Below are 26,756 nucleotides of genomic sequence, written 5' to 3'. Positions count from 1 at the left end.
TGCGCCGGCATTCGCGCACGGCGGCGGTGGAGGTAATGGCGGCGCGGGTGGTGGCATGGGCGGCGGCAATGGCGGCGTGGGCGGCGGCATGGGTAACGGCCACGCGGGCGGCATGTCGGGCGGCCATATGAGCAGCATGGGCATGACCAACACGAATGGCCACCACGCGGCGGACCGCGACAAGGGCCATGAGCGCGCCAGCGATCGTGCGAGCATGCACGCGGTATCGCATCCCAACAAGCACGCCGGGCATGAGCACGCCAGGCACGGTGAGCACGGCGAACACCTGGCCCTCGGCCACGAGGTCTGATCACGATGCACGGCCGAAGCCGCACGCCAATGAAGGCGCGCGGCTTCGCCCACCTTGGCCGTGTCTGGCCCGTTGTTCAAGGCAGGAGCGTGGCCCCAGCCTGGTTCATTGCAGAGAGACGCTGAAGCCGGTGCCCCGGGCACGACAGGCGATCGTGCGATCCATCCCGATCAATCTGCAATCCTGATGAAATGCGCAATGACGGCATCCTCCGGGAACACCCGGAAACACGCGCGCGCCTCAACGCGCATGCAGCGCGCCACGCCCCTTCACTGCACGACCCGCACCTCGTGGACCTTGACCTTGGGCATGCCGAAGAATTCCTTGTCGTATTTGCCCGTTAGCTCGACCGTCGTCGTCTCGCTCACCGGTTGTCCCGCCGGCCAGCGCCTGGAGTCGATCTTGACCGCGATCTCGCCGGTGCCGTCGCTGAACGTGTATTTTTCGTCGCCCATCGCCTTCAACACGTGCCCGCGCAGCACGACGCGCTGATCGTCTTTGCCCGCACTGGTCAACTGCTGGACCGTCGTGGCCGCGGGTTGCGCGCCCGGGCCCGTGTAGTCGGCATGCGCAGCGGCGGCGAAGGTGGCGATCAGGCCGGCGATAATGAGCTTTTTCATCGATTTTCCTTGTGCAATCGTGCGGCCCGGTGGCCGCGACAGGAAGCAGTTTATGGAGACGAGGCTGAAGCCTGCGTGAAGCCGGGGCGGGAACGCGGGCCGTCGCGTTAATGCTGCGTTAACCTGCGCGAAGGTAAGCTCGTGGCGCCTTGTCGGGGGAACCGGCCAGAACAGGAGATGACAACGGGATGCGAATACTGCTGGTTGAGGACGATCCACTAATCGGCAATGGGCTGCGGCTCGGGCTGCGCCGGGAAGGCTTTGCCGTGGACTGGGTGCAGGACGGCAACGCCGGCGCGCTGGCGCTGCGCACCACGGCCTACGGGCTCGTGCTGCTCGATCTGGGCTTGCCGAACCAGGACGGCATGACGCTGCTCGCCGCATTGCGCCGGCGCGACGATGCCACGCCTGTGATCGTCATCACCGCGCGCGACAGTGTGCCGGACCGGGTCGCCGGTCTCGACGGCGGCGCCGACGACTATCTCGTCAAGCCGTTCGCACTCGAAGAACTGCTCGCGCGTATTCGCGTCGTGAACCGCCGCCAGGCGGGGCGTGTCCAGGCGATGCTGACGGCAGGTGCGTTGCGGCTGGACCCGGCCCGGCATCGCTGCTGGGTGCACGACACCGAGATCCCCATCACGGCGCGCGAATTCGCGCTGCTCGAGGAACTGATGCGCGACCCGGGCGCCATCGTGACGCGCGAGCAGCTCGAAGAGCGCCTCTATGGCTGGAACGAGGAAATCGAGAGCAACGCCATCCAGGTGCACGTCTACAACCTGCGCCGCAAGCTCGGCGCCGAGGCCATCCGCAACGTGCGCGGCGTGGGCTACGGGATCGGAACCATCGAATGAGTACGCTGCGCTCGCGGTCCGCGCGCTGGTTCATGTCGTCGCTGCGCCGACGCCTGCTGCTGTGGCTGCTGCCGGCCACGCTGCTCGCCGGCGTGCTGGCGAGCGCGGCAACCTGGTGGGGCACGCTCGCTGAGATCGACGAGATCCTCAACGACCAGATGAAGACAATTGCGCGCCATGTCGTGGTGGACGCCGACGGCCGGCTCTCGCTCACGGGCACGGACGCCAGGGGCCGGCTCTCCGGCCGGAAATCGCACGGCGTGCTGCTGCAGGTGTGGGAGAACCGCAAGCTCGTGTTCAGCAGCGACCCGGACGCGGCATTGCCGCCGCCGCAGGGTCCGGGCTACGCCGATGTCAACGTCGACGGCCAGGTCTGGCACACCTACGCGAACACGAGCGGCGCCACGCTGGTGCGCGTCGCCCAGGCGCGCTACGCGCGCTGGGAGGCGCTGGCCGAGGTCTCGATGCACCTGTTCTGGCCGGTGCTCTCGCTCGTGCCGGTGGTCGCGCTCCTGCTGTGGTTCGGGATCGGCTACGGCTTGAGGCCGCTACGCCAGGTCGCCTCGGGGCTCAAGCGCCGCGACGCGAACAACATGCAGACGATCGAGACGTCCCAACTGCCCAACGAAGTCAAGCCGCTCGTCGATGCCCTCAACGACCTGCTGGTGCGCCTCGATCACGCCTTTACGCTGCAGAAGCATTTCATCGCGGACGCCGCGCATGAACTGCGCACGCCGATCATGGGGCTTGGTTTGCAGGCCGAACTATTGCCGAAGGCGGAGAGCGCGCAGGAGCACGACGAGATCGTCATGCAGATCCGCTCGGGCACGCAGCGGCTCGCGCATCTCGCCGCCCAGTTGCTCACGCTGGCCCGGCTCGATCCCGATACCGGCCGCGAAGCGAGGCAGGAGGTGGACCTGAGCGCGCTCGCGCGCTCCGTGGTTGCCGACCGTGTGCGGCTTGCCGAGGCGAGCCAGATCGACCTCGGGCTGGCGGGCAAGCCTGCGGTCAGCGTTGGCGGTTACGGGGAGAATCTGCGCGTTCTGCTCAACAACCTCGTCGACAACGCGATCCGCTATGCCGGCGCGCACGCGCGCGTCGACGTCGTCGTGCGGCAAGAAGGGGCGTGCGCGGTGCTCGAAGTCAGCGACACGGGCCCGGGGATTCCCGAGGCCGATCGCGTGCGCGTGTGGGAGCGCTTCTATCGCGGCAGCGGCCACGCCGCTTCAGGCAGTGGGCTGGGGCTGTCGATCGTGCGGCGCATTGCCGAGCAGCATCAGGCGAGCGTCACGCTCGACACCGGGCCCGACGGCCGCGGCTTGACGGTCCGCGTGCGCTTTCCGGCACGAGAGCCGCTCGCGCGCCCAGGCGTAGGGCCGGGCGGCGGTACTTCAACCTGACTTATCCGACTTTGCAATGGAAACACTCGAAGCATTGAACCGTTCGCTCTTTCTCTCGATCAACGCCACGCCGGCCACGCCGCCCTGGCTCATCGATACGGCGCTCTTCATCGCGAACTACCTGATCTTGCTGGTGCCGCTCACGCTGGTGCTGATGTGGCTTTCCGGCGATGCCCGGCAGCGCGCCACCGCCATTCGGGTGTGCGCGGTCACGCTGCTGACGCTGGGCGTCAATCAGGCGATCGGCTACGTCTATCCGCATCCACGCCCATTCGTGATCGGGCTCGGGCACACGTTCCTCGAGCATGCGCCCGACCCGTCGTTTCCGAGCGATCACGGGACCGTGTTCTCGACGTTCGTGCTGACGCTGCTGCTGGGCGGGATGCTGCGGACCGGCTTGCTTGCGCTCGCCGTGGGCGTCGCGGTCGCGTGGGCCCGAATCTTCCTGGGCGTGCACTATCCGCTCGACATGATCGGCGCAGTGGGGGTGTCTTGCCTCGTCTACGCCGTGGCCGCGCCGGTCTGGAAGGCGTGCGGCTCGGCGCTTACGCGGTTCGCCGTCACACTGTACCGCGCGCTGCTCGCGGCCCCCATCCGACTCGGCTGGCTGCGGCCCTGAGTACGGCGCGGGGCACGGTTCCGGGCGGGTGCCGAAACGGCGTGCGCGCCGGGCTCCGCGCGCGCAGCGGTCATCGCACGCGGGCGCGCGCGCCGGCTGCACGTCAACTCAGGTCAATGCAGCTCAGTCGCCGATCAGAAACTTGCTGCGGTCCGGCTCGTCCTTGATCCAGTTCGGCGGCTTGCCCCGCCCCGACCATTCGCTGCCCGTCGCCGGGTCGCGATACTTGGGCGGCACCTTGCTGGCCTTAACCGCCGGCGCGGGGCCGCGGATTTCATCGAGCGTGATCCGGTGCAGCTTCATTTTCCGGGCGATCTCGTCGAGCACGGTCATGCGTTCTTCCTTGAACGCTTCCTGAAGCTGCGCTTCGAGCTGTTCGCGCTGGGCGATCAATTCTTTGTAGCTGGACATCGTGATGGGCGGTTGACGGTAACGCCGACATTTTAACGCGTGCGGGCGCGCGTTCGTGCAGTGCCGGCATGCGGGAATGCGCGGATGATCGAGCGGGCCAGGGCCGCTCGTGTTCGATGCATGAAATCGAAGTGGCGCGCCGGCGAGGAGACAACGCGGCGTTAGAGGCCGCCTGGGTCGCACTTCGCGTTACGGTGGCACAGCATGACGGCTCGACGCATTGCACGGGAGCCGGGGAAGTTGGGACGCTTCAGCCGCGATTCGTTTTCAATGGCGCGTGGCCGCGCTCGTAGTCGTGTACCAGTGAGGCTGTCCGCGTTCGATGAGGCTGCGGGGCTGCTGCTCTTTTATGGTCGATCCAGCGGGCAGGGCGGCGTTGGCGTCAAGGCAATAGGCAGCGTCAATCATGTATTGGCGGTCTTCATCTTCATCGCGCATACAAAGAAAAGCTTCAACCATCGATTCGTTCATTTGCCAATTTCTCCTTTGCCAATCAGGCAACGATGCTTCACTTTCTGAGGTAATCGAATCAATCGTATTGCACAAATGCAATGGCAGAAAGTGGCCGATAGTCGCTATGACCCTAACATGGCTCGCAGCATCGCCGTGCCATATCACCTTTCATGATGTTAGCAATCCTGTTTATCATGAGCCAATACCGCCGGGCTTGCTGGCCATAGAGCGCCGAGTGGAGAGTCGTTGAATGGTGCACGAATAACGCACGGAATCAGTGAATTTGATATTTTCAGATGGTATGAACGACGGCGACGCGGCCCGCCTGGCCACAACCAGGCGCACGCAAGCAGGTGAACTGAATCAGGCTGGTAAAAAGGGACTACTGGCATGGACATGCTCAAGACGTTGCTTGAAACCCAGCCGTTGCTCACGCTCTTTGTCACGGTGGCGCTGGGCTATGTGGTTGGCGAAATCAATATCAAGGGCGTGTCGCTCGGGTCGGGCGCGGTGTTGTTCGTCGGCCTCGCGATAGGCGGGTGGGCGCCCAAGTCCGCGCCGCCCGCATTGCTCGGCACGCTCGGCTTGCTGCTGTTTCTCTATGGAATCGGCATTCAGTATGGCGAGCAGTTCTTCAAGGGCTTGAGCAGTGCCGAAGGACTGAAGGCGAATATCGCGGCGGCATTGGGGGTGATCGGTGCGGGCTTCGTTTCGGTCGCGCTCGTTCATCTGTTCGGCGTGGGGCTCGATCAAGCGCTGGGCATGTTCGCCGGCTCCGGCACCAGCACCGCGAGCCTGCAAGCGGCGATGGCCATGTTGAAAGGCGATGGGGCGACGGTCGGCTATAGCGTCTCCTATCCATTCGGAGTGGCCGGGCCCATTCTCTTTCTGTATGCGCTCAGCGCGCTGATCAAGCCGAAGATCGAGCGGCCGCCGCAAAAGGTGATGGAAACCGCGGAGATCGCGCTGCGCAACCCGGCGCTGATCGGCCTGAAGCTGTCCGATCTCATCAAGCGTCTGCCCGATGAGGTCGCTATCGCCGCCGTGCGCCGCGCCCACCACAACCAGCAGCCCGCTCACGATCTCGTGCTGGAGCCGGACGACGTGCTGCTCGCGACCGCGACCGATCCGGCCTTGCTGCGCGAAACGACGTCGATGTTCGGCGAGTTGCAGCCGGGGCGTATGACAAGCCATCGAGAGGACCTCGACTATCTGCGCGTCTTCGCGTCGAGCAAGCTCGTGGTCGGGCACGCGCTGCGCGACCTGCGTTTTCCCGACGGGGTCGACTGCTCGATCGCGCATGTGCGCCGCGGCGATGCCGACATGATGCCCAGCCAGGATCTGATCCTGGAATTCGGCGACCGGGTCGGGCTTCTGGTCAACGGTGCCCACCACAAGACGATGCGTGCGTTCTTCGGCGACTCGATCAAGGGTACCGCTGAGCTGAGCTTCATTTCGATAGGCGTGGGCGCGGCGCTGGGGTTACTCGTCGGTGCGATTCCGATCGCGATTCCCGGTGTCGGCAAAATGACGTTCGGGCTGGCCGCGCTACTGCTGGTCGCGCTTTGCCTCGGCCGGGTGCGCCGCTTCGGGCCGTTCGTCTGGACCATGCCGCTCACCGCGAATCTGGTGTTGCGCAATTTCGGCCTGACGATTTTTCTCGCGCAGGTGGGCATTGCCTCCGGGCCGAAATTCTTCGCGACGGTGGGCGTGACGGGTGCATCCTTTTTGCTCTATGGGGTGGTGATCGCCCTCGCGTTGCTGATCATCACGGCAGCGTTCTGCCTGTGGATTTTCCGCATGCCGTTCGACCTGGCAGTGGGCGTGATCAGCGGAGCGACCGGCAACCCGGCGATACTCGCGTTTGCCAATCGCCTCGCACCGACGGATCGTCCGGACGTCGGTTATGCGATGATCTTCCCCTCAATGACCATTGTGAAAATTCTGTTCGTGCAGATCGCCGTCGTATTGATCGGCGGATAAGCGGCAACGGGCCCAGCGCGGTCCCACTGCCGCCGCTGTGCGAACCTACGTCCCGGAGAGTCTTGATGGACATCGTCGTATTCAGCGCAAAGCCCTACGATCGTCAGTTTCTCGACGCGGCGAACGCGGATCATGGCCATCGGATCCGGTATCTGGATGACCCGCTCAACACGGATACCGCGGGGCTCGCCGCGGGGCATCGCGGCGTGTGCATCTTCGTCAACGACGAGGCCAACGAGGCGGTGCTCGACGTGCTGGCGCGCGGCGGCACGCAATTGATTGCGTTGCGCTGCACGGGCTACAACAACGTCGATCTGAAGGCCGCCGCGGCGCGCGGCATCAAGGTCGTGCGCGTGGTCGACTACTCGCCCAATTCCGTCGCCGAGCATGCGGTCGCCTTGCTGATGGCCATCAATCGCAAGGTGCACCGGGCCTATAACCGCACGCGCGATTTCAATTTCGCGCTCGACGGCTTGATGGGTTTCGATCTGTGCGGCAAGACCGTTGCCGTGATCGGCACGGGCAAGATCGGCCGGGTGTTCGCGCGCATCATGGCGGGCTTCGGCTGCAATGTGATCGGCTACGACGCGTACCCGTCAGCGGAGTTCGAGGCGCTGGGAGGCCGCTACGCGCCGGTGGAGGAAGTCGGTGCGAACGCGGACATCGTCTCGCTGCATTGCCCCTTGACGCCGCAAACCTACCACATCATCGGCACCGACATGCTGGCACGCGCGAAGCGCGGCGCGCTGTTGATCAACACGAGCCGCGGCGGACTGGTGGATACGGAAGCGGCGATCGAGGCGCTCAAGAGCGGCCAACTGGGCGGGCTGGCAATCGACGTCTACGAACAGGAGGCGGACGTTTTTTTCCGCGATTTATCCGGCACGATCGTCAACGACGATGTGTTGCAGCGACTGATGACTTTTCCGAACGTGATCGTGACCGGGCATCAGGCGTTTTTGACGCGTGAGGCCGTGTCGACGATTTGTGAAACGACTTTGCGAAGCATCACGGAGTTCGAGACGGGGCAAGCGCTGACGAATGAAATCAGCGCCGGCTGAACGTGACGCGCGTAACGATGGTTTGCAAACTTTTTACCCAATAACCCGATCATAAGGTCGGGTGCGGACTGGCTGAATGATCGGCCCGTCCGCCTTGACATCCATGCCGGACGCCAGCCGGCAGTTTTGTCCGATTATCCGCCAATAATCCGGTCAAAATTTCCTTTAAATTCCCCAATCGCATTGTCAGAAACATCGCCTTTAATTCGTCGACTCATATCGACAATATCATTTAACTCCGTCTTGCGATAATTGAAGAGCCGGTGCTATAAACCGGATCACGCCCAGATTGCCGCCGTAACGTTCAATTACGTGGATGAGAACAATGAAAATAAATGCGTGGAATTTGAGTCTTGGAGGTGTGGTCATACTCGCCGGCGCCGTGCCATCGGGCGTGTATGCCGCCTGTTCGGCCACCGCGCCCGCGAGCAATACCACGGTCACCTGCAGCGGCACCGGCGTTCCATCGGTCGTGGCGGTGGCGGGCAGCAGCAACGTCACGATCAATCTCGACAGCACCGCAACGGGCAGCTATGCACTTGCGAGCACACCTACGCCGTTTTCCGTCGATACCTCGAGCGCGATCACCAATAACGGCAGCCTCGCCTTGTCGGGCAACGGCACGGGCGTCGCGAATCGCGGCGCGATGCTGCTCGGCGTGAACAACGGCAGCACGATCACCAACGGCACGACCGGCATTATTTCGACCACGGGCGCGTACAACGACGGCCTCGCCGCGAATGGCAACAACAATACGCTCGTCAATAACGGCAAGATCACGACGACGGGTGCGAATTCTTATGGCATGACCGCGGCGTGGGGGCAAAGCAATCTTGGCGCGTCGGGCAACCTGCTCGTCAACACGGGCACGGTATCGACATCGGGCAGCAATGCGCGCGCGGCCTCGATTCTGGGCGGCAACGGCACGGTCGAAAACAGCGGCACGCTGACGGCGGGAGGCCGCGACAGTCCGGCCGTCTAAATGCAGGGCAACAACGATACGCTCATCAATAGCGGCACGATTCAGACCACCGGCACGGCCTCGAGCAGCGGCAGCGTGGACGCGGTCGTATCGAACACGCTCGGCAGCTCGTTCACGGCGACGATCACGAACGCGGCCGGGGGCAAGATCATCAGCAACAACGGCATAGGCGTGCGCTCGATCAACGGCAACACGACGATCACGAACGCGGGCCTGATCCAGGGCGGCGGCGGTACGGCCATCAAGAACGGCAACGGCAATGCCACGCTGATCCTGCAAACGGGATCGCAGATTGTGGGCACGGCGGTTGGCGGCGGCGGCACCAATATCGTGCGGCTGCAGGGCAGCGGCACGGCGTCGAACGCGTTCGTGAACTACCAGAGCCTGACGATGGAAGGGGACGACTGGACATGGGCCGGCACCGGCACGTTCTCGACCGCGCTCGTCAAGACCGGCAGGCAGCCGGGTCCCGCGCTGTGCGACGAGGAATATGAGGCGAGGGTGAGCGCGCGCGAGACGGAGAAGGTTGGCAAAAACCTTCAGCACAGCGAGGTTCACGGTGTCTCGCGTGCGTCACTCAACACTCGTTAGCTCAGACTTTATTTATTCAGAACGCGTTCGGCCACCCAGCAAAATTTGCTCAATATCCTTCGTGCTTAAACTCGAATAGTCTTTACTAACCTTGTCGACCACGGTTTTTTTGGTCTGTTCATTTAGATAGTCAAGCAGCATGCCAAGAAATTTTGGTTCTGCAATGAGCCGGATCTGCTCAAACCGTCCATGCAATCTGGCATCTTCAATATAACTTGCAATTTGGGACGCAAATTTGTCTCTCTCTTTCTCTTTGCGTTCACTCTCGGAATACGAAGCCGCCTGCTTTTCCGTGAGCATTGTCGCAGCGTGATGCGCGTTGGAGACGTCTTCGACTTGCTGCAATGCGAACGAACCCTCTTCTGATGCGAAGATACGTGCGCGACCTTCCCCAGCTACCACAATCCATGTTGCGTTGCTCATTTTCGCTCCTGAAGGCGTTGTGCCGAACGCTATCCTCGATCAATGCCAATGCTGCGTTTGCAGACTGGCACATTACACAGGATACATCTTTCGATCTCTGCGTATGCGTCATGGCGACCAATTTATTCCGATTTTTCATATCGGGGCATCGACGCCAAAGAAAGCAGTATGCAGTCAATTAAACGATACTAAGTATCGGTCATTTTGATAATCAACTCGACATATCGAATGCTATCTGTGGAGATTCGCTTCGCTATAATTAACTGAACCACTATCCGCGTTCGGCGCCGTCTTTCTAACTCGCTGTCGTCACTGAGGTATGGACCATGAACGAGCCTGCCGTTGACATTTCTCTCCCGGGTTACCGTTGCGGCCTGATTGCTATCGTCGGCCGTCCGAACGTCGGCAAGTCGACGCTGATGAACGCGCTGGTTGGCCAGAAAATCAGCATCACTTCAAGCAAAGCGCAGACCACTCGTCACCGCATCACCGGCATCAATACGACGAAAGACGCGCAGTTCATCTTCGTCGACACGCCTGGCTTTCAGACCCGCCACGACGCCGCGCTGAACCGGTCACTGAATCGGGCGGTCACGTCGACGCTCACTTCCGTCGATGTGATCCTGTTCGTGATCGAGGCTGGACGGTTCGGTCCGGATGACCAGAAGGTGCTGGACTTGATTCCGCGTGGCATGCCCACGCTGCTTATCGCGAACAAACTCGACCGCGTAAAGGACAAGGAGACACTGTTCCCGTTCATGCAGCAGATGAGCCAGCTGCGAGAATTTGTCGAGTTGGTGCCGCTTTCCGCTACACATCCGAAAGACGTCGAACGTCTGCTGGAGACGATCAAGCCGTATCTGCCGGAAGGCAAACCCATCTATGACGAAGACGACCTGACCGACCGGAGTTCGCGGTTCCTTGCCGCAGAGATTCTGCGTGAGAAGGTGTTCCGCTGGACCGGGGACGAACTGCCGTACACGAGCACGGTGCTCATCGACAAGTTCGAGGAAGAGGGGCGCCTCAAGCGCATCTTCGCGACGATCCTTGTCGAGCGCGATTCGCAAAAGGGCATGGTGATCGGCAAGGATGGATCGAAACTCAAACAGATCAATACCGACGCGCGGATCGACATGGAAAAACTGTTTGACGGTCCCGTGTATCTGGAGACATTCGTCAAGGTGAAAAGTGGCTGGGCAGACAATGAAGCAGCCCTTCGCGCCTATGGATACGAATGACGCCAGTGTGCGCTTCGCATATTCCAGGGGGGGTTAAAAAAGTTACTAAATTATTCCATTTGGAGCGATAGCTCCAGTGTCCGTTGCAGAACGCGGCGCGATGAATCATTGAATAAAAGTGATTCTTGTTGAAAAACAACGACCTGTCGCGCTCGCGTTTCATGGAAATCCCGCATATTTCGCCGCCCGGCGTGAAAGCATCGAGAAGGGTTCCACTAGCTAGAATGCCGCCATTCATCGAGGCAAGCGGTATCGTGCCGCCGGCCGAAAATAATGGAGACAGTCGATGCAACCCACTTCTCGCGCATTGCGCCGTCGTGTGCCCGCCGTGGCGATCGCTTGCGGCCTGCTGTTCGGCGCGTCGCTTCAAAGCGCGCACGCCGCCGACGAGCCCGGCAAGATCACCATCATGGTGGGCGGGATCACGAAGCTCATCTATCTGCCCGCGAAGCTCACGGAGCAGCTCGGCTACTTCAAGGACGAAGGCCTCGACGTGGAGCTGCTCTCGCAGCCCGCTGGCGTAGATGCCGAAAACGAGCTGCTGGCCGGCGCCGTGCAGGGCGTGGTGGGCTTCTACGACCACACCATCGACCTGCAGACGAAGGGCAAGGACGTCAAGGCGATCGCCGTGTTCGGCCAGGTGCCGGGTGAAGTGGAGATGGTGTCCTCGAAGTCCGCCGAGACGCTCAAGTCCATGGGCGACGTCAAGGGCAAGACGCTCGGCGTGACGGGCCTCGGCTCTTCCACGAGCTTTCTCACGCAATATCTCGCGGGCCAGCACGGCATTGCATCGACCGAGTACACGATGCTGCCGGTCGGCGCCGACGCGAGCTTCATCGCAGCGGTCAAGCAGAACCGCATCGACGCGGGCATGACCACCGAGCCTACTGTTTCGCGCCTGCTGCAGACCGGCGACGCCAAGGTGCTGGTGGATATGCGCACCGTGGACGGCACGCGCGCCGCGCTCGGCGGCACCTATCCCGCGGCGAGCCTCTACGTGCAGGACGCCTGGGCGGCCTCGCACAAGGCCGAGGCGGCCAAGCTCGCGCATGCGTTCGCGCGCACGATGCAGTTCATCCACACGCATAGCGCCGAGGAAATCGCCGCGAAGATGCCGGACGACTATCAGAAGGACAAGGCGCTCTACGTGACGGCGCTCAAGGCGTCGCTGCCCATGTACACGGCGGACGGCAAGATGCCGGCCGATGGCCCCGCCACCGTGCTGAAGGTGCTCTCGGCGTTCAATCCGTCGGTCAAGGGCAAGCACGTCGATCTGGCGCGGACCTATACGAACGACTTCGTTACCGCGAAATGACGCCGTAGCGGCAGGGCGGCCCTCGCGGGCCCGCCGCCGCTTCCTTGTGTTTTGAGGCTTCGGCGCCGGCTTTTCTTTGGCGGCGCCGGAACAATCGTGAGATGTCCTTGATGAAGCAAGCTCCAGTTCAAGCAACTGCGCGAACCCCTGCGCAAGCCGCTACACCGGCCATCGAGTTTCGTTCTGTCTCGTGCCGCTTTATCGCGCCGGACGGCAAGGCGACCGTGGCGCTGCGCGATTTCAGCATGGCCGTCGCGCAGGGCGAATTCGTCGCCATCGTCGGCCCCACCGGCTGCGGCAAGTCCACTACGCTCAGCATGATCACGGGCCTGCTCAAGCCCACCACCGGCGAGGTGCGCGTGATGGGTGCGCCCGTGAACGGCATCGACCCGCGCATCGGCTTCGTGTTTCAGGCCGATGCGGTGTTTCCATGGCGCTCGGTGCTCGACAACGTGGCGGCCGGCCCGCTGTTTCGCGGCCGCTCGAAAGACGTGGCCTACGCCGAGGCGAATGAATGGCTGCGCCGTGTCGGCCTCGACAAGTTCGGCAAGCATTATCCGCATCAGCTCTCCGGGGGCATGCGCAAGCGCGTCGCGCTTGCGCAGACCTTTATCAACAAGCCCGAGATCCTGCTGATGGACGAGCCGTTCTCGGCGCTCGACATGCAGACGCGCACGCTGATGCAGGACGAGCTGCTGCAGTTGTGGGGCGGCACGGGCTCGGTCGTGTTCGTCACGCACGACCTCGAGGAAGCCATCGCGCTCGCCGACCGCGTGTTCGTGCTCACGGCCCGGCCCGCGACGCTCAAGAAGGTCTACGAGATCGATCTGCCGCGCCCGCGCATCACCTCGGAAATCCGCTACGAACCGCGCTTTATCGAAATCTCCCGCGACATCTGGCATGACCTGCGCGAGGAGGTGCAAATTGCCTGACACGCTCGAACTCCGGAAACCGCCCATGACTGCTCCCGCATCTGCCACTGCTTCGAACGCGGCCGCTCTCGACCGCGACGCGCTCGCCCAGGTCGAGCGCATGGCGCAGCGCCGCATCCGGCAGCGCCACGCCCTCGTGATCGGCCTGCGCGTGCTCGTGCTCGTCGTCGTGCTGGGCGGCTGGGAACTCGCGGGACGCAACAAGTGGATCGACCCGTTCTTCTTCTCGATGCCCTCGCTGATCTTTCAGCAGATCGTCGACTGGTTCGTGAACGGCACGTCTCAGGGGCCGCTGCTGCTGCAGGTATGGGTCACGCTCGAGGAGACGGTGCTGGGCTTCCTGATCGGCGCCGTGGGCGGCGTGGTGTGCGGCGTGCTGCTCGGCCGCAACAAGCTGCTCTCCGACGTGTTCAGCCTCTACATCAAGATTGCCAACTCGATCCCGCGCGTGGTGCTGGGCTCGGTGTTCGTGATCGCGCTGGGGCTCGGCATGGCCTCGAAGGTCGCGCTCGCCGTGGTGATGGTGTTCTTCGTGGTGTTCGGCAATGCCTTCCAGGGCGTGCGCGAAGCCGACCGCTACATGATCGCCAATGCGCAGATTCTCGGTGCGTCGCGCCGCCAGGTGACGACCTCGGTGGTGATTCCCTCTGCGCTCTCGTGGATTCTCGCGAGCCTGCACGTGAGCTTTGGCTTTGCGCTGGTGGGTGCCGTGGTGGGTGAATTCCTCGGCTCGAAGCAGGGCATCGGTCTGTTGATCTCGACGGCGCAGGGCGCGTTCAACGCGAGCGGCGTGTTCGCGGCGATGATCGTGCTGGCGGTGGTTGCGCTCTCAACCGACTACCTGCTGAGCGCGCTGGAAAAGCGCCTGCTCAAATGGCGGCCCGCCGCGTTCTGAGCGTTGAAGTCGCATGCCGGTGACCTTTCCTGTGGGAAAGGTCCGAAGCGTTCGAACGCCGTCCCGCCTCGCGGGACGGCTTTGTACTGGAGTGCTTGAAATGGTACATAGCCTGCGTGCGCGCCTGCTGTTGTGGCTGTTGCTGCCGCTGGCGGCGTTCGTGGTCGTCTCGGGCGGCATGTCTTACGACGCCGCGCGGCAGACGGCCGATCTGTTGCAGGACAACGCGCTGCTGGCTTCGGCGCGCACGATCATCGAAGACGTCGACTGGGACAACGGCGCGCTCACGGCGAACATTCCACCGGCCGCGCTGGAGATCTTCGAGTCGCCGTACCAGGATCAGGTGTTCTACAAGGTGCTCGTCGGCGACGGCCGGCTGCTGGGCGGCGCACCGGATCTCGCGCCGCCGCCCGCCGGCGCGCCCTTGCCGGCGTTCTACGACACCACCTACGATGGCGCGCCCATTCGTGCCGTGGCCTACGAGCGCATGCTCTACGACTCGGGCCATGCCGAGCGCGTCACCGTGATCGTCGGCAAGACCGTGGCTTCGCGTCAGGCGATGATCGACGGGCTCTGGCGGCCGCAACTGATCCGCCAGTGGCTGATGCTCGCGCTCGCCGTGCTGCTCGTGCCGCTCGGGCTCACGCTGGAGCTGCGCCCGCTCATGAAGCTCAAGGACGACGTGGCGGACCGCGAGCCGACGCAGCTCGAACCGATCCGTCCGGATCATTTGCCATCCGAACTAAGACCGATCGTCGATGCGATCAATCAGTGCATCGCGCGCCTCAAGGTGCATGCGTCGACGCAGCGCCAGTTCATCGCCGACGCGGCCCATCAATTGCGCACGCCGCTCACGCTGCTGGCCACGCAGATCCAGTTCGCGAGCCAGTGCGAGGCGCACGACCCGGCGCTGTTCGACGCGCTGCGCGGGGTGCGCCGCACCAGCCACAAGATGGCGGAGCTCACCAACCAGCTCTTGCTGCTGGCGCAAGCCGAATCGATGGCGCCCGCGCGCAAGGGCACGCGTGTGGATCTCGCGGCGGTCGTGTCTTCGGTGCTCGAAGAGCTGATCCAGGCGGCGCAGCAACGCGAGATCGATCTGGGCGCCGATCTGGCCGATGGCGTGGAAGCAGCGGGCAACGCCGGCCTGCTGGCTTCGCTCGCCTCCAACCTGGTCGACAACGCGATCCGCTACACGCAGCCGGGCGGCAACGTGACGGCCCTCTGCCGCCGCGTGGGCGACGAGGTCGTGCTGCAGGTGGTAGACAACGGCCCAGGCATTCCCGCCGAGGCGCGCAAGCACGTGTTCGAGCGCTTCTACCGCATTGCAACGGACACCGAAGGAACGGGCCTCGGGCTTGCCATCGTGCATCAGGTGGCGCGCTCGCATGGCGGCTCTGTGAGCATGGCGCCCGGTGATGGGCGTGTCGGGCTCGTCGTGACCGTGCGCTTGCCGGTCTGGCGCGAGGTGGCGATGGCACGAAGCGGTGGCTTGAAGGAGCTGCATGAATCGATGGCTTGAATAAGGAAAGACAATGAAGCTGATGCTCGTGGAAGACAACGCCGAGCTGGCGCACTGGATCGTCAACCTGTTGCGCGCCGAGAATTTCACGGTGGATTGCGTGAGCGACGGCGAGGCCGCGGATTCGGTGCTGATGACGCAGAGCTACGACGTCGTGCTGCTCGACATGCGCCTGCCGCGCATGAGCGGCAAGGATGTGCTGAACCGCCTGAGACGGCGGCGCGACAACGTGCCGGTGCTCATGCTCACGGCGCACGGCTCGATCGAGGACAAGGTGGCCTGCTTCAGCGCGGGCGCCGACGACTACGTGGTGAAGCCCTTCGACAGCCGCGAGCTGGTCGCGCGTATCAAGGCGCTGATACGCCGGCAGGTGGGCGACAAGTCGGGCTGGCTGACTTGCGGCGATCTGCATTACCTCTCCGACACGCGCGAGTTCCGCCACAACGAAGATCCGCTCGCGCTGCGCCGGCGCGAGCATGCGATTCTCGAGGCGCTGATGCTGCAGCAGGGCAAGACCGTCTCGAAGCACACGCTCATGGAGCGCGTCTACAGCCTCGACGACGAGCCGAGCGCGGACGCCATCGACATCTATATCCACCGGTTGCGCAAGCATCTTGCGGACTCTAGCGCGCAGATCATGACGCTGCGTGGGCTCGGCTACATCCTGCGTGCGAAGGACGCGGCGCGGTGCCAGCAAAGCGCCGTTTAAACATTGGTGATTCCACTTAGTGATACGAACCATTCGCGAAAGGAGCGCGAAGGATTGAGGCCACTACGATTCGTCTCATCCGTTGATTGTCATGCAGGCCGGGAGTCGTTGGAGCAAACCCGGAAAGGCGTTGGCAACGGACCAATCAGAACTTCAATGCAGTTATCTGAGGAGACAATCTTGAAGAAAAGGCATCTCGCATTCACCGTGGCGGCCGGCACACTGGCAGCGAGTGGCGCGCATGCGCAGTCGAGCGTCCAGCTCTACGGGCTCATCGACCTGAGCGTTCCCACGTATCAATCGCATGCGGACGCCAAAGGCGACCACGTGATCGGGATGGGCATTGGCGGCGAGCCGTGGTTCAGCGGCAGCCGCTGGGGCTTGAAGGGCGCGGAAGACATCGGCGGCGGCACCAAGGTGATCTTCCGCCTCGAAAGCGAATACCGCGTGAGCGACGGCCAGATGGAAGACCCGGGCCAGATCTTCGACCGCGACGCATGGGTAGGGGTGGAAGACGACCGCTTCGGCAAGCTCACGGCCGGCTTCCAGAACACCATCGCGCGCGATGCGTCGGCGATCTACGGCGACCCCTATGGCAACGCGAAGCTGACGACCGAAGAGGGCGGCTGGACCAACGCCAACAACTTCAAGCAGATGATCTTCTACGCCGCGAGCGCGACGGGCACCCGTTATGACAACGGTCTCGCGTGGAAGAAGGTGTTCGACAACGGCATCTTCGCGGCTGCGGGCTATGCCTTCGGCAACTCCACGAGCTTCGGCAACAACGCGAACTACCAGTTCGCGCTCGGGTACAACGCGCCAACCTGGACGGCCTCGACGTTCTATAACCACGTGAACCGCGAGGGCAACACGAACCAGGCGTTCTCGGTGGGCGGCAATTATACGATCGGTATCGTGCGCGCCAATGCGGGCTATTTCCGCTACTGGGGCAACCAGGGGGCGCTGGGCCAGCGTCAGGACAACGCGTGGACGGTGTCGCTCAAGCTCGCGCCGAAGGGCGCGCTCGACTACGAAATCGGCTATCAGCAGATGCGCACGCATAATGCCGCGTACAACGCCGATGGCGACATTCCGAACGCCAACATCGGCGATTACGATCCGACCAGCGGCCTGCACAACGGCTTCAAGGAAACGCTCTACGGCTCGATCTTCTATCACCTCTCGAAGCGCACCGAGGTGTATCTGGCCGGCGACTACATGAAGCTGCATGGCGGCTATACAGTCGGTACGACGTATGGCGCGACCAACCAGGTCGAAGTGACCACGGGCGTACGCACGCGCTTCTGAGTTGACGCGCTTTTTGTGCTGCAGGCTCCGGTCCCGCAGGCGTCATGGCGCAAACGCATGAACCATGCCGGGACCGGAGTGTTGGCCAGCTATCGGCCAGATGAACGGCGGTCGATAGTGTGATCGGTCTGGGGAAGAGGGATCCCTATTTCTTCACATCATTGGCGGCGCAAGCTTCAGCAGACTTCAGCCCGCACTCACGCACGCCACGGTCGGCGCCGTGTAATCCGACGGGTACGGCGAGGTCGGGCCGCTGACCAGGCGCAGGCGTTGCGTCGCCAATACGTCAGCCTGCACCTGCTCGCGTCGCGTCAGCACCGCTGTTGCGCCGGCGGGCGGCGCCTCATTCACGCCGCAAAGCAGGTTCTTCCCGCTCGATAGCTGGACCGGTGTCTGGTAGGCCGAACCCGGTTCGGCCGCAATGCTGCAAGTACTCCATAACGCAGCGGCAACGCCGATTGCGTATCCGAATTGCACGAATCTCATGGCACGCTCCTGAATGGCGATGGCCTATCTTCGGCCAACGCAAGCCCGTGCACCAGCGCGAATTCGGAAAATCACTCTTGCGGGCAGCTCAAGGATCGAGGTTCGTCAGCCCGCAGCGTGGCGCGACGAAATTCGGGTTCATGCAACCGGTGCCGGACGCTTTGCGCTATTGCGTCAACACGACCGAGGTATATCCGGTTCCGCTCCCGCCGGTGGGCGTGCACTGCAAGGCCAGGATCATGTTCCCGTATTTGCAGTCCTCACCGTAGCCGGGAAGCGCCGGGTTGCCCGCCATCGGCGCGCAATGCGTTTTCGTGCCGTAGTTCTGTTCGTTCGGCCCGACGCCGCCTCCGTCGTCCCACCAGAACACGGCAGCCGGCTGCACGGCGCTCGTGCCCGATCCGCTCGCGAGCGCCGAGAGTTGTGCGCAACTCGGCGCCGAGTACTGTGCGCCGCCGGAAGTCGCATTGAAGCAGTTGTAATTGGTAGGTGGTGTCGAGCCGGGCACGAGGCCTTTCACGTACGCGGAGGTCACGGCCGATCCGGTCTGCACATAGAGCAGGCAATTGCCTTGTCCCTGCTGGCTCGTGCGGTACTGGGTCTTGCAGCTGTACTGTGTGACGGTCGTGGTGGGTGTCGTTACCGTCGTGGTCTGCGTGGTTGTCCTGGTCGAGCCGTTCTTCTGCGTGACGGGATTGCCGTTCGACGTGACCGGACTACCACTCGTCGTCTGCGTATTGAGTGTCGTACACGCCGAATTCGCCGTCCCCGGCGCGTTGACGCCGAATAGCTCCGCAAGCTGGTTGGAGCCCGACGGGCCCGTGCCCGTCAAGGTCTGGTTGTTCGGATTCTGCGCATTGGGCGGCAATGAAATCGTCCAGTTGCTGACGCCGTTGCTCGTGGTGCTGTTGCTCGTGCTTTGGGTGGTGTTCGACGTGGCGTTGGTTCCCGAGCCGGTGGTGACCGTGGTGGTGGTGGTCGAAGCGACCGAACTGCCGGTGGTGGTGACGCTCGCCGTATACGTGTAGTTCGAGAGCTCGCTCGGCGACTGCCCGTTCATGATCAGCGACGAATAGAACGACTGCGATGCGCCGTTTGGCGCACCGTACGAGTTCGCACCCGTTATCGTCCCGGGGCAGTTCGAATTGCCGACGTTGCCGTTCGTGTCGTTGCGCAGCATGATGCCGATCGGCTGATTCGCCGAGAAGGTCGGCACCGTCTGCGCAGGCGCCTTGCCGTATGCGGAGGTGGACGGATAGGTCGAAAAGATCCAGAAGTAATTCTGGGTGTTGAAGGCGGGCACGCTCGAATAGTCGTAGCCGGTATTGCTCGCGTTCTTCGGCACCTTGTAGTAGTAGAGCGTATTGCCGTCGCAGGCGGTCCAGACTTGCTTCGTAAATTGGGGTGTCGCCGAGACAACCGGATCGGCCGCCGTGGCCGTCGCACTGATGGTCGCCATCGAGGGCGCGACGATTGCCATCAAGGTCGTCGGCACCGTGGCGGTGGCGCTCACCGTGATGGTATACGCGAGCGCGCTGCCGAGCGCCGGATTGATCGTGCCGTTCGCATTGGGCGTGACCGTTGGCGCGGAAACGGAAAGGTTGACGGGCAGGATGGCGCGGTTGAAGTAGTTCGTCGCGGCGGTGACGGCCTGCGCCGATTGCGTGGGATCGACGAACACGGCGGCGCCCGCGAGCGCCGCCTCGTCTACGGCGTTTTGCAGATCGGAGCGGAACTGCACCATGCGCGCGAGATCGACCGCCACGCCCACGGCGAGCAGCAGCGGAATCAGCAGCACCAGCAGCATGAGGCTCGACACGCCGCGCTGACGCTTACGCGAGGCAGGCTTGCGCCAACCCGAACGCGATGTGAAGCGAGCGCCTGGGCGCGGCAACGGAGTTTTCACGGGTTCGTTCCTCACTTGCAGGGCGATCCGCAAGCCACCACGTTGTTGCTGCGCGGCCGCGCGAACGCCGTATGTGTGAGGCTCAGCAGACCCGGTAAGAAGTATTGAAGCGGCGAATTGTAGGCGTACGTCACTGTCGCCACGATCACGCTGTCGCCGGGCGTGCCGGCCGTCGGGACCAGGTTGGTGGGCGAGGTCGCGAGCGTCTTTGCCGTCGCGCCGAGCGCCGTTGCGGTCGTGCTGCACGAGGCGTCGCTTTCCCAGTCGAGCGTGACGCCGCCCGAGCTGTAGTTCGTCACGCTCGCAATCGACACAGCGAACGTGCTGCTGCCGGTGCCCGCCGCGAAGGGCGTCATCATCAGCTTGGCCGCGGCGCAGAAGTTGCCGAGCGAGCCCGAGGTCCCGCTCGTGACGCCGGCAGCCTGCTGCGCGACCATGTCGGCGATCGACTGCGTCGCGGTGTCCACCTTGAGTTGAGCGCGCACGAGCTGGGAGAGCTCGTAGGTCGCGAACAGCAGCGAGAGCATGATGGGCAAGACGATCGCGAATTCGAGCGATGCAAGGCCGCGATCGTTCACGAGCAGGGAACGCAGCGCGCGCATCAGTAGGGCTCCGTCTGGAAGGCGATCGTCGATGTCAGCAAGGTCGTGCCGGTGAGTAGCGAAAGTCCCGGCACCTGCCACGGATACGGGTAGGCTATCTGCATCAGGACGTCGTAGTTTGCCGAGACTGCCGCCTTGGTTTGCACCATGCTCGTACCCGTTACCGCCGCGGTCTTGAGCGAAAGGAAGCCGGTGCCGGCGGGCGAGCCCGATGGCGCCGCCGCTACGTAAATCTGGATCGTCGTCGTGCACGAGGGGAGCAACGAGAAAGTCGTGAATGTCAGGTCGTTGCAGACCGCTGTGGTCAGTGCCGTCGAATAGCTGCTGCCCGAGAGCGTGCCGATGCGCAATTGGCGCGCGCCGTCGCGTGCGGCGTTGTCGAGCAGCTCCTGGGCGACGAACACGAGACCGAACTCGATGATCATGAACACGACGAACAGAAAGAACGGCAGGATCAGCACGAATTCGAGCGTCGTCGCACCGCGTTCGCGCGGCAGAAGCTTCGTTGCACGTGGCCGCACGCTTTTCGTCTGGTTTTGTTCTGGCATCTTCACGTCGATCTGTTGCGTGACGGCTTACTTGTCCGACGCCTCGATGAGGCGCGACTGGCTGGCGAAGTTGCTGCCCAATGCCTCTACCGGCGGGGTTTTGGGTGCGGGCGCGGCCGGCACGACCGCGACGACGCGAGCCTGCTCCGGCGGTATAGTGGATATGGTTGTGCTAGCAACCGGTTCGGCGGACTGCGTGGATCGCGCTATCGCGGCCTTGCTGTTCATGGCGGCACGCACGCTCGCGTAGTAGCGCAGATTGTCCTGCACGGAGTTCTTCGGCAGGTCGGCGAGCAGGATTTTCTCCGCCGCCGCGTCGTTGCCGAGCAGGCCATAGGCGAGTGCGAGATCCTGGCGCGCTTGCGGCGGCGCATCGCCAATGCTCGCCACGTCCAGCAGCACGTTCACGCCTTCACGCGGCCTGCCGGCGAGCGTGAGCGAGAGCCCGAGGTCGATGCGCAATGCCTGGCTCTCCGGATGATGCGCGAGGGCGCTGCGATAGATGGCCTGCGCCTCGTCGTGATGGCCGGTGAGGTCCAGAGTGGTGCCGAGGCCCGCGGAGGCGGCGGGATCGTCGGGCGTGCGCGCGAGCAACTCGCGATAGAGCTGCGAGGCTTGCTCGAAGCGCCGCTGCTTGAGCGCCACGCGCGCGAGCGCGAGCTTGGGGGCGAGCGCGTCGGGCGTGAGCGCCGCTGCGCGCTGGTACGCGAGACGCGCGCGCTCCATGTCGCCGGTCTGGAACAGGCAATCACCGAGACCGAGGTACGCCTCGACCGAATTGGGATCCGCCTTGAGCGCTTTTTCATAGAGCGAGCCCGCGAGCTGCACGTCGCCCGATTCGAGCGCCCCGGCGGCGATGCGCAAGTCGTCTGCACTCCCGAGCGTACGCGTGAGGGGTTTGGGCGCGGGCGTCGACGCATAGTGCGGCGCGCTCGAGCAGCCCGCGATCAGGCCGAGCGGGAGCAGCAGTGTCGCGAGCAGCGTGTGAGCGCGGTGCTTCATCGTAGGGATTTCGTTCATTTTCCGAATATCGTCATCAGGCGCAACACAGCGGGGCCGGCGGCGATGATCGCCACGGTCGGCAGAATGAAAAGCATCATGGGCAGCACCATCTTCGGGGCGAGCTTCGCCGCCTTTTCCTCGAGCTCGAGCATCGCCTGCGTGCGGCTGCTCTTCGAGAGGGTCTTGAGCGCTGTCGTGATTGGCGTACCGTATTGCTGCGACTGGATCAGCGTCGAGACGAGGCTGCGCACCGAAGGCAGATCCACGCGCTCGCCGAGGTTGCGCAGCGCGACCGAGGCGTCGCCGCTCAAATGGAGCTCGGATGCGGTCATCTCGAGCTCGACCGCGAGCGGCACCGAGATCATGCGGATTTCCCTCGACACGCGCTGGATGCCAACCGCGAGACTATGGCCCGCGTTCGTGCAGATCACGAGCAGGTCGAGCGCATCGGGCAGCACGGCCGCGATCTGGCGCTGCCGGCGGCGCGCCCGGAAAGCGAGCGCGTACTCCGGCAGGATCATGCCGACGATGAACGCCGCGAGCATGAGCACGGCGCGCAGCACCAGAAACTGGCCGAGCAGCGGCAGCTTCGAGCCGAACAGCACGGCGCAGACGCCCGCGCCGATGCCGCTCGTGAACTTCACGCCAACTAGCGCCGAAACGGCGCGCGGACCATAGAATCCGGCGCGCCGGCAGACGAGCGAGAGCTTGGCGCGTTGCTTCGCGTCGAAGAGCGGCAGATGCTCGCCGACGAGCGCGAGCACGCGGCTTGCACGGCCCATGTGTCCGCGCAGGCTTTTCGCCGTGACTTCGTCCGTGCCTGCGGCAGCGTTGGGCACCCACGCGGCGCGCTCGCGTGCGCGCTCGGCCACGCGGGCGCGCACACTGTTGCTCGCGCGCAGGTAGACATAGACGCCCACGAGCAGCAGCACGAGCAGCACGAGATTGCCGGATGCAACCGACATCGGGCTCATCGGCTGGTCTCCAGTCTCGCCATGCGGTTCACGATCGTGAGGCCGAACGTCAGCAGCACAGCGGCGACGGCGAGCATCTTGTGACCGAGCTCCGTCGTGAAAAGCGTCTCGATGTACGCCGGATTCAGCATGTAGAGCGAAGCCGCGATAAAGAACGGCACCGCTGCGATGAGCTGGCTGCTCATGCGGCCTTCGGCGGTGAGCGCCCGGGTCTTCATTTGCACGTCGCGGCGCGCGCGGATGATGATCGCGAGGTTCTCGAGCGTCTCGCCGAGCTGGCCACCGGTTTCGCGCTGCAGACGCAGGCACACGGAGAAGAAGGCGAAGTCGGGGATCTCGATGCGCGCGTTCGCGGCCTCCAGCACCTCCACGACGTCGATGCCCAGCTTGAGCGCGTCGCCCATGATGCGGAATTCGGCGCGCACCGGCTCGTCGGCCTGCTCGGCCGCATTCGCGATCGCATGCGTGACGGGCACGCCCGCGCGCACGGCGCGAAGGACCATGTCGAGTGTATCGGGGAAGGCCTTGAGAAAGCGCTGGCGAAAGCGCCGGTTCAGCGTGCGGTACGCCATCACGACGCCCAGCGCCGGCAACGCCACGAAGGCGCACGGCACGAGCGCGCCGTTGACCCACGGCAGCCGCGCGAGCACGAGGCTGAACACGAAGCCCCCGAGCGCCGCGAGCGCGAGCCACGTCGTCGCGTGCTTGCCGCCCACCGTGTTCAGACGTTGCCGGTAGCGCCGGTATTGCGTATCGAGCCGGCCCTCGGGCGAACCCAGGCGAAACAGCTCGGCGGCCGTGGTGTCATCCGGCCTTTGCGCCAGCTGGCGCGCCTGCCATTCGCGCAGGCGCGCGCGAATGCGCACCTCGGGCTGGGCGCGACGCGCGTCGCGCAGCGTCGACACGATCATGCCGACAATGAGGGCGCCGAGAAACGCGCCCGCCGTGACGATATCCGCGGGTGTCATTGGCGGATCGCTTCCATGAGGGCTTCCTCGAGCCCGTAGTAGGCCGCGCGGCCTGCGCAGACCGGGCGGATCGACAAACACTCGAACACGCCCTTGACCTCGTCGTTGTAGGTCGTCGTGTCGTAGCGGAACACGAACAGGTCCTGGGTGGTGATGACGTCGCCTTCCATGCCCGCGATCTCCGAGATGCGCGTCACGCGCCGCACGCCGTCGCGCATGCGCTCCACCTGCACGATCATGTGAACGGCGCTCGCGATCTGCCGGCGGATCGAGACGAGCGGCAGGTTGCCGTTGGCCATCATCACCATGCTTTCGAGGCGCGAGATCGCGTCGCGCGGGCTGTTCGCGTGGATCGTCGTCATCGAGCCGTCGTGGCCCGTGTTCATGGCCTGCAAGACGTCGAAGGCTTCGGCGCCCCGCGTTTCGCCGAGGATGATGCGATCCGGGCGCATCCGCAGCGCGTTGCGCACGAGCTCGCGTTGGGTGACCCCGCCCGTGCCCTCCGAGTTGTCGGGCCGCGTTTCGAGGCTCACGACATGCGGCTGCTGGAGCTGGAGTTCGGCCGCGTCTTCGATCGTGATGACCCGTTCGCGCTCGTCGATGAAGTGCGACATCGCGTTGAGCAGCGTTGTCTTGCCCGAGCCCGTGCCGCCGGAAATCAGGATGTTCAGCCGCGAAGTGGCCGCGATTTTCAGCACGCGCGCCATCTCGTTGGACATGTTGGCCTGCTGCGCCATGCGCGCGAGCGTGATGTTGCGCCTCGAAAATTTACGGATGGCGATACAGGCGCCATGCACGGCGAGCGGCGGCAAGACGACGTTGACGCGGCTGCCGTCGGCGAGACGCGCGTCGACCATGGGGCTGCTTTCGTCCACGCGGCGGCCGATCGCCGACGCGATGCGCTGCGCGATATTCACGACGTGCGCGTTGTCGCGAAACTTCACGGGCGTCAGCTCGAGCCGGCCATGCCGCTCGACATAGACGTGATCGGGGCCGTTCACGAGAATGTCGGTCACGGTATCGTCGGCGAGCAACGGCTCGATCGGGCCGACGCCGAACATGTCGTTGAGCAACTCGTCGACCATCAGCACCTGCTCGGCGAGCGTCAAGTTCATGCGCTCGCGCTCGACCAGGTCGGCAACGATCTGCGCGACGCCGTCGCGCACTTCGTCGCGCGTCTTGAGCACGGCGGCCGAGACGTTCATCGACGAAAAGACACTCGCGCGTATCACACGAAACGCCTCGGAGCGGATCATGTGCTCGGTGGATGGCAGCGCGGCAGCGGCTTCACGTGGCTTCGCCGCGGCGTCGCGCGCCGCTCCCTGCGCCGTGCCGGCATCGCTTTCGTCGGGGAGCCCCGGGTCTTGCGCGTCGAGTGCGCCGCTCGAGCGCTTGAGGCCAAAAGTCATCGCATGCTCCGCCGCAGCCAGGGCGCGTACCACGGCGCGGCCACGGCGGCCTGCGTGCCCGTCAAGTTGTCGGCGAGCAGGCTGATCGCCACGCCGAACTCGCTATCGGGCTTGAGGCGCTCGCCAAGATTTTCGGCCGTCGCGACCGCTTTGCCATCGAACGGAAATTCCTGGGTCACCGGAAAGCCGATCGCCTGCGCGAAGTCGCCCGAGCTGACACGGCCCGTCACAGGCTGGCCCGGATTGTTCAGTAGCACGAATAGTGCAGGCTCGTTGCCGCACGCCTGCGCGTGACGGATGAGGCGCGTCGCTTCGCGCGCCGAATGGACCGACCGGTCGGCGACCAGATAGATGTTCTGGGCGGCTTCGAACGCTTGCTCGGCCACGCTGCTCGCCGGGCCCGGCACGTCGAGCAGCACGTAGTGGAAGTGATGCTTGAGCATCGCCACGAGCTCGCCGAGCGCGCCCCGGCTCAGCTCGAACGTGCTGCTGTAGTCGAGCTCGGAGGACAGCACGAACAGACGCGGCCCTTGCGTGACGAAGGTCCGTTCCATGTACTGCACGTCGAGCCGGTGCACGTTTTCGAGCACGTCGGTGAGGCCGTTGTTGCTGGTGATGCCGAGCAGCGTGCACGCGGCGCCGCCGTTGAGGTTGAGGTCGACATAGGCGACGCGCCGCATCGTCACGTCGGCGAGATGGCGCGCGAGCGCCACGCCCACGGTCGTCGTGCCCACGCCGCCGCGCGTGCCGGCGAGCGCGAGCACCTTGCCCGTGCGGCGGTGCTGGAGCGGTTCCGCCTTGGCGGTGGTGTCGAACGTGCGCTGCAGCAGATCGGGCGTGAGCGGCTTGACGAGATAGTCCTGCACGCCGATCTTCAGCAGGTTGCGAAACAGGCCAACGTCGTTGCGATCGCCGATCGTCACGACCTGGACCGAGGGCTCGCAAACCTGCGCGAGCCGCTCGAGGTCGGAAAGCGGCATGACCGAACCCGATACGTCGACGAGCAGCTTCGAAGGCGAGCGGTCCATGCCCTGCAGCTGCGCGATGGCGTCGTCGACGGTGCCCGTCGCGACGAATGCGTGCGCGATCATGCGCTCGTGCACGAAGCGGCGCACCGAGTCCTCGGTCTGCGCGTCGTTCACGAACGCGACGAACTCCGCCGCCTGCGCCGCTGCTGCGCCGCCGCGAAAGCGGGACAGTGTTTCAGTCACACCCATGGAAAAGGCTCCCTTGGCGCA

General features: G+C 64.1%; 28 protein-coding genes. 15 read left to right on the top strand and 13 right to left on the bottom strand.

From position 1 onward, the window contains the following. Positions 1-55 precede the first annotated feature (55 nt). A complete protein-coding gene (locus E1956_RS29140) occupies positions 56-310 on the top strand; it encodes a hypothetical protein (RefSeq protein WP_232072132.1) in 255 nt (84 codons plus the stop codon). Between the two features lie 269 nt (positions 311-579). On the opposite strand, the gene E1956_RS29135 is transcribed toward E1956_RS29140, so the two are convergent. After that, on the bottom strand, positions 580-930 hold the full coding sequence (locus E1956_RS29135; RefSeq protein ID WP_134755752.1) for a YgiW/YdeI family stress tolerance OB fold protein: 351 nt from the start codon (positions 928-930) through the stop codon (positions 580-582). Positions 931-1,118: 188 nt separating this feature from the next. Between E1956_RS29135 and E1956_RS29130 the strand changes: the two genes are divergently transcribed. From E1956_RS29130 to E1956_RS29120, 3 genes are read left to right on the top strand one after another with little or no spacing between them, the layout of a single operon-like run. After that, complete coding sequence (locus tag E1956_RS29130) at positions 1,119-1,781, top strand: response regulator (protein WP_134755750.1); 663 nt, start codon at positions 1,119-1,121, stop codon at positions 1,779-1,781. After that, entirely contained in the window at positions 1,778-3,181 is a 1,404-nt protein-coding gene (locus E1956_RS29125) for an ATP-binding protein (RefSeq protein ID WP_134755747.1), read from the top strand. The genes E1956_RS29130 and E1956_RS29125 overlap by 4 nt, the downstream gene beginning before the upstream one ends. A gap of 16 nt (positions 3,182-3,197) precedes the next feature. Further along, positions 3,198-3,800 (top strand): phosphatase PAP2 family protein, encoded by a 603-nt coding sequence (locus E1956_RS29120; protein WP_134755745.1) that lies wholly within the window; start codon positions 3,198-3,200, stop codon positions 3,798-3,800. Positions 3,801-3,923: 123 nt separating this feature from the next. On the opposite strand, the gene E1956_RS29115 is transcribed toward E1956_RS29120, so the two are convergent. Beyond that, positions 3,924-4,211 carry an H-NS histone family protein gene (locus E1956_RS29115; protein WP_134755743.1) on the bottom strand — a complete coding sequence of 96 codons (288 nt, stop codon included), beginning with the start codon at positions 4,209-4,211 and terminating at the stop codon, positions 3,924-3,926. A 267-nt stretch (positions 4,212-4,478) separates the two neighbouring features. Beyond that, positions 4,479-4,682 carry a hypothetical protein gene (locus E1956_RS29110; RefSeq protein WP_134755741.1) on the bottom strand — a complete coding sequence of 68 codons (204 nt, stop codon included), beginning with the start codon at positions 4,680-4,682 and terminating at the stop codon, positions 4,479-4,481. Positions 4,683-5,054: 372 nt separating this feature from the next. On the opposite strand from E1956_RS29110, the gene E1956_RS29105 reads away from it, so the two are divergent. From E1956_RS29105 to E1956_RS47020, 4 genes are all read left to right on the top strand, one after another. Next, positions 5,055-6,647: an aspartate:alanine exchanger family transporter gene (locus tag E1956_RS29105; RefSeq protein ID WP_134755739.1), complete on the top strand. Its 1,593-nt coding sequence runs from the start codon at positions 5,055-5,057 to the stop codon at positions 6,645-6,647. A gap of 65 nt (positions 6,648-6,712) precedes the next feature. Continuing rightward, complete coding sequence (locus E1956_RS29100) at positions 6,713-7,708, top strand: 2-hydroxyacid dehydrogenase (RefSeq protein WP_134755737.1); 996 nt, start codon at positions 6,713-6,715, stop codon at positions 7,706-7,708. A gap of 325 nt (positions 7,709-8,033) precedes the next feature. Next, entirely contained in the window at positions 8,034-8,690 is a 657-nt protein-coding gene (locus E1956_RS47025; protein WP_232072073.1) for a hypothetical protein, read from the top strand. Next, positions 8,691-9,281, top strand: a complete 591-nt coding sequence (locus E1956_RS47020; protein WP_232072071.1) for a hypothetical protein — start codon at positions 8,691-8,693, stop codon at positions 9,279-9,281. A gap of 12 nt (positions 9,282-9,293) precedes the next feature. Here the strand turns inward: E1956_RS47020 and E1956_RS29090 are convergent, their stop codons facing one another. Next, the gene (locus tag E1956_RS29090) at positions 9,294-9,704 is read right to left on the bottom strand and encodes a host attachment protein (RefSeq protein ID WP_134755735.1); all 411 of its coding nucleotides are present in this window, start codon (positions 9,702-9,704) and stop codon (positions 9,294-9,296) included. A 326-nt stretch (positions 9,705-10,030) separates the two neighbouring features. Here E1956_RS29090 and era point away from each other — a divergent pair, with 326 nt between their 5' ends. From era to E1956_RS29055, 7 genes are all read left to right on the top strand, one after another. After that, entirely contained in the window at positions 10,031-10,942 is a 912-nt protein-coding gene (gene era / locus E1956_RS29085) for a GTPase Era (protein ID WP_134755733.1), read from the top strand. Positions 10,943-11,228: 286 nt separating this feature from the next. Beyond that, positions 11,229-12,257 carry an ABC transporter substrate-binding protein gene (locus tag E1956_RS29080; protein ID WP_134755731.1) on the top strand — a complete coding sequence of 343 codons (1,029 nt, stop codon included), beginning with the start codon at positions 11,229-11,231 and terminating at the stop codon, positions 12,255-12,257. 110 nt (positions 12,258-12,367) lie between these two features. After that, positions 12,368-13,189, top strand: a complete 822-nt coding sequence (locus E1956_RS29075) for an ABC transporter ATP-binding protein (protein WP_134755728.1) — start codon at positions 12,368-12,370, stop codon at positions 13,187-13,189. Between the two features lie 25 nt (positions 13,190-13,214). Further along, positions 13,215-14,084, top strand: coding sequence for an ABC transporter permease (locus E1956_RS29070; protein ID WP_134755726.1), 870 nt, complete (start codon positions 13,215-13,217; stop codon positions 14,082-14,084). Between the two features lie 100 nt (positions 14,085-14,184). Then, positions 14,185-15,606, top strand: coding sequence for a sensor histidine kinase (locus E1956_RS29065; RefSeq protein WP_134755724.1), 1,422 nt, complete (start codon positions 14,185-14,187; stop codon positions 15,604-15,606). Between the two features lie 13 nt (positions 15,607-15,619). Beyond that, entirely contained in the window at positions 15,620-16,315 is a 696-nt protein-coding gene (locus E1956_RS29060; RefSeq protein WP_134755722.1) for a response regulator, read from the top strand. 156 nt (positions 16,316-16,471) lie between these two features. Further along, on the top strand, positions 16,472-17,623 hold the full coding sequence (locus E1956_RS29055) for a porin (RefSeq protein WP_197732957.1): 1,152 nt from the start codon (positions 16,472-16,474) through the stop codon (positions 17,621-17,623). A 186-nt stretch (positions 17,624-17,809) separates the two neighbouring features. Here E1956_RS29055 and E1956_RS29050 read toward each other — a convergent pair whose 3' ends face one another. From E1956_RS29050 to E1956_RS29010, 9 genes are all read right to left on the bottom strand, one after another. Further along, positions 17,810-18,109 carry a hypothetical protein gene (locus tag E1956_RS29050; RefSeq protein WP_134755718.1) on the bottom strand — a complete coding sequence of 100 codons (300 nt, stop codon included), beginning with the start codon at positions 18,107-18,109 and terminating at the stop codon, positions 17,810-17,812. A gap of 166 nt (positions 18,110-18,275) precedes the next feature. Then, positions 18,276-20,015: a pilus assembly protein TadG-related protein gene (locus tag E1956_RS29045; protein ID WP_134755716.1), complete on the bottom strand. Its 1,740-nt coding sequence runs from the start codon at positions 20,013-20,015 to the stop codon at positions 18,276-18,278. Between the two features lie 11 nt (positions 20,016-20,026). Beyond that, positions 20,027-20,617, bottom strand: a complete 591-nt coding sequence (locus E1956_RS29040) for a TadE/TadG family type IV pilus assembly protein (RefSeq protein ID WP_134755714.1) — start codon at positions 20,615-20,617, stop codon at positions 20,027-20,029. Beyond that, positions 20,617-21,165 (bottom strand): TadE/TadG family type IV pilus assembly protein, encoded by a 549-nt coding sequence (locus E1956_RS29035; RefSeq protein ID WP_134755712.1) that lies wholly within the window; start codon positions 21,163-21,165, stop codon positions 20,617-20,619. Before E1956_RS29035 ends, E1956_RS29040 begins: the two co-directional genes overlap by 1 nt. A gap of 27 nt (positions 21,166-21,192) precedes the next feature. Continuing rightward, positions 21,193-22,185 (bottom strand): tetratricopeptide repeat protein, encoded by a 993-nt coding sequence (locus tag E1956_RS29030; protein WP_134755710.1) that lies wholly within the window; start codon positions 22,183-22,185, stop codon positions 21,193-21,195. After that, the gene (locus E1956_RS29025) at positions 22,182-23,141 is read right to left on the bottom strand and encodes a type II secretion system F family protein (RefSeq protein WP_134755708.1); all 960 of its coding nucleotides are present in this window, start codon (positions 23,139-23,141) and stop codon (positions 22,182-22,184) included. Before E1956_RS29025 ends, E1956_RS29030 begins: the two co-directional genes overlap by 4 nt. Beyond that, positions 23,138-24,109 (bottom strand): type II secretion system F family protein, encoded by a 972-nt coding sequence (locus E1956_RS29020; protein WP_134755706.1) that lies wholly within the window; start codon positions 24,107-24,109, stop codon positions 23,138-23,140. The genes E1956_RS29025 and E1956_RS29020 overlap by 4 nt, the downstream gene beginning before the upstream one ends. Continuing rightward, entirely contained in the window at positions 24,106-25,518 is a 1,413-nt protein-coding gene (locus E1956_RS29015; RefSeq protein WP_134755704.1) for a CpaF family protein, read from the bottom strand. Before E1956_RS29015 ends, E1956_RS29020 begins: the two co-directional genes overlap by 4 nt. Further along, entirely contained in the window at positions 25,515-26,735 is a 1,221-nt protein-coding gene (locus tag E1956_RS29010) for a CpaE/TadZ family protein (RefSeq protein ID WP_134755702.1), read from the bottom strand. The genes E1956_RS29015 and E1956_RS29010 overlap by 4 nt, the downstream gene beginning before the upstream one ends. Positions 26,736-26,756: the final 21 nt, after the last annotated feature.

It is taken from the genome of Paraburkholderia pallida (assembly GCF_004524855.1).
GTDB lineage: Bacteria > Pseudomonadota > Gammaproteobacteria > Burkholderiales > Burkholderiaceae > Paraburkholderia > Paraburkholderia oxyphila.
The sequence above is the reverse complement of the archived record's forward strand: the minus strand, read 5'-3'. Positions and strand labels throughout refer to the sequence as shown.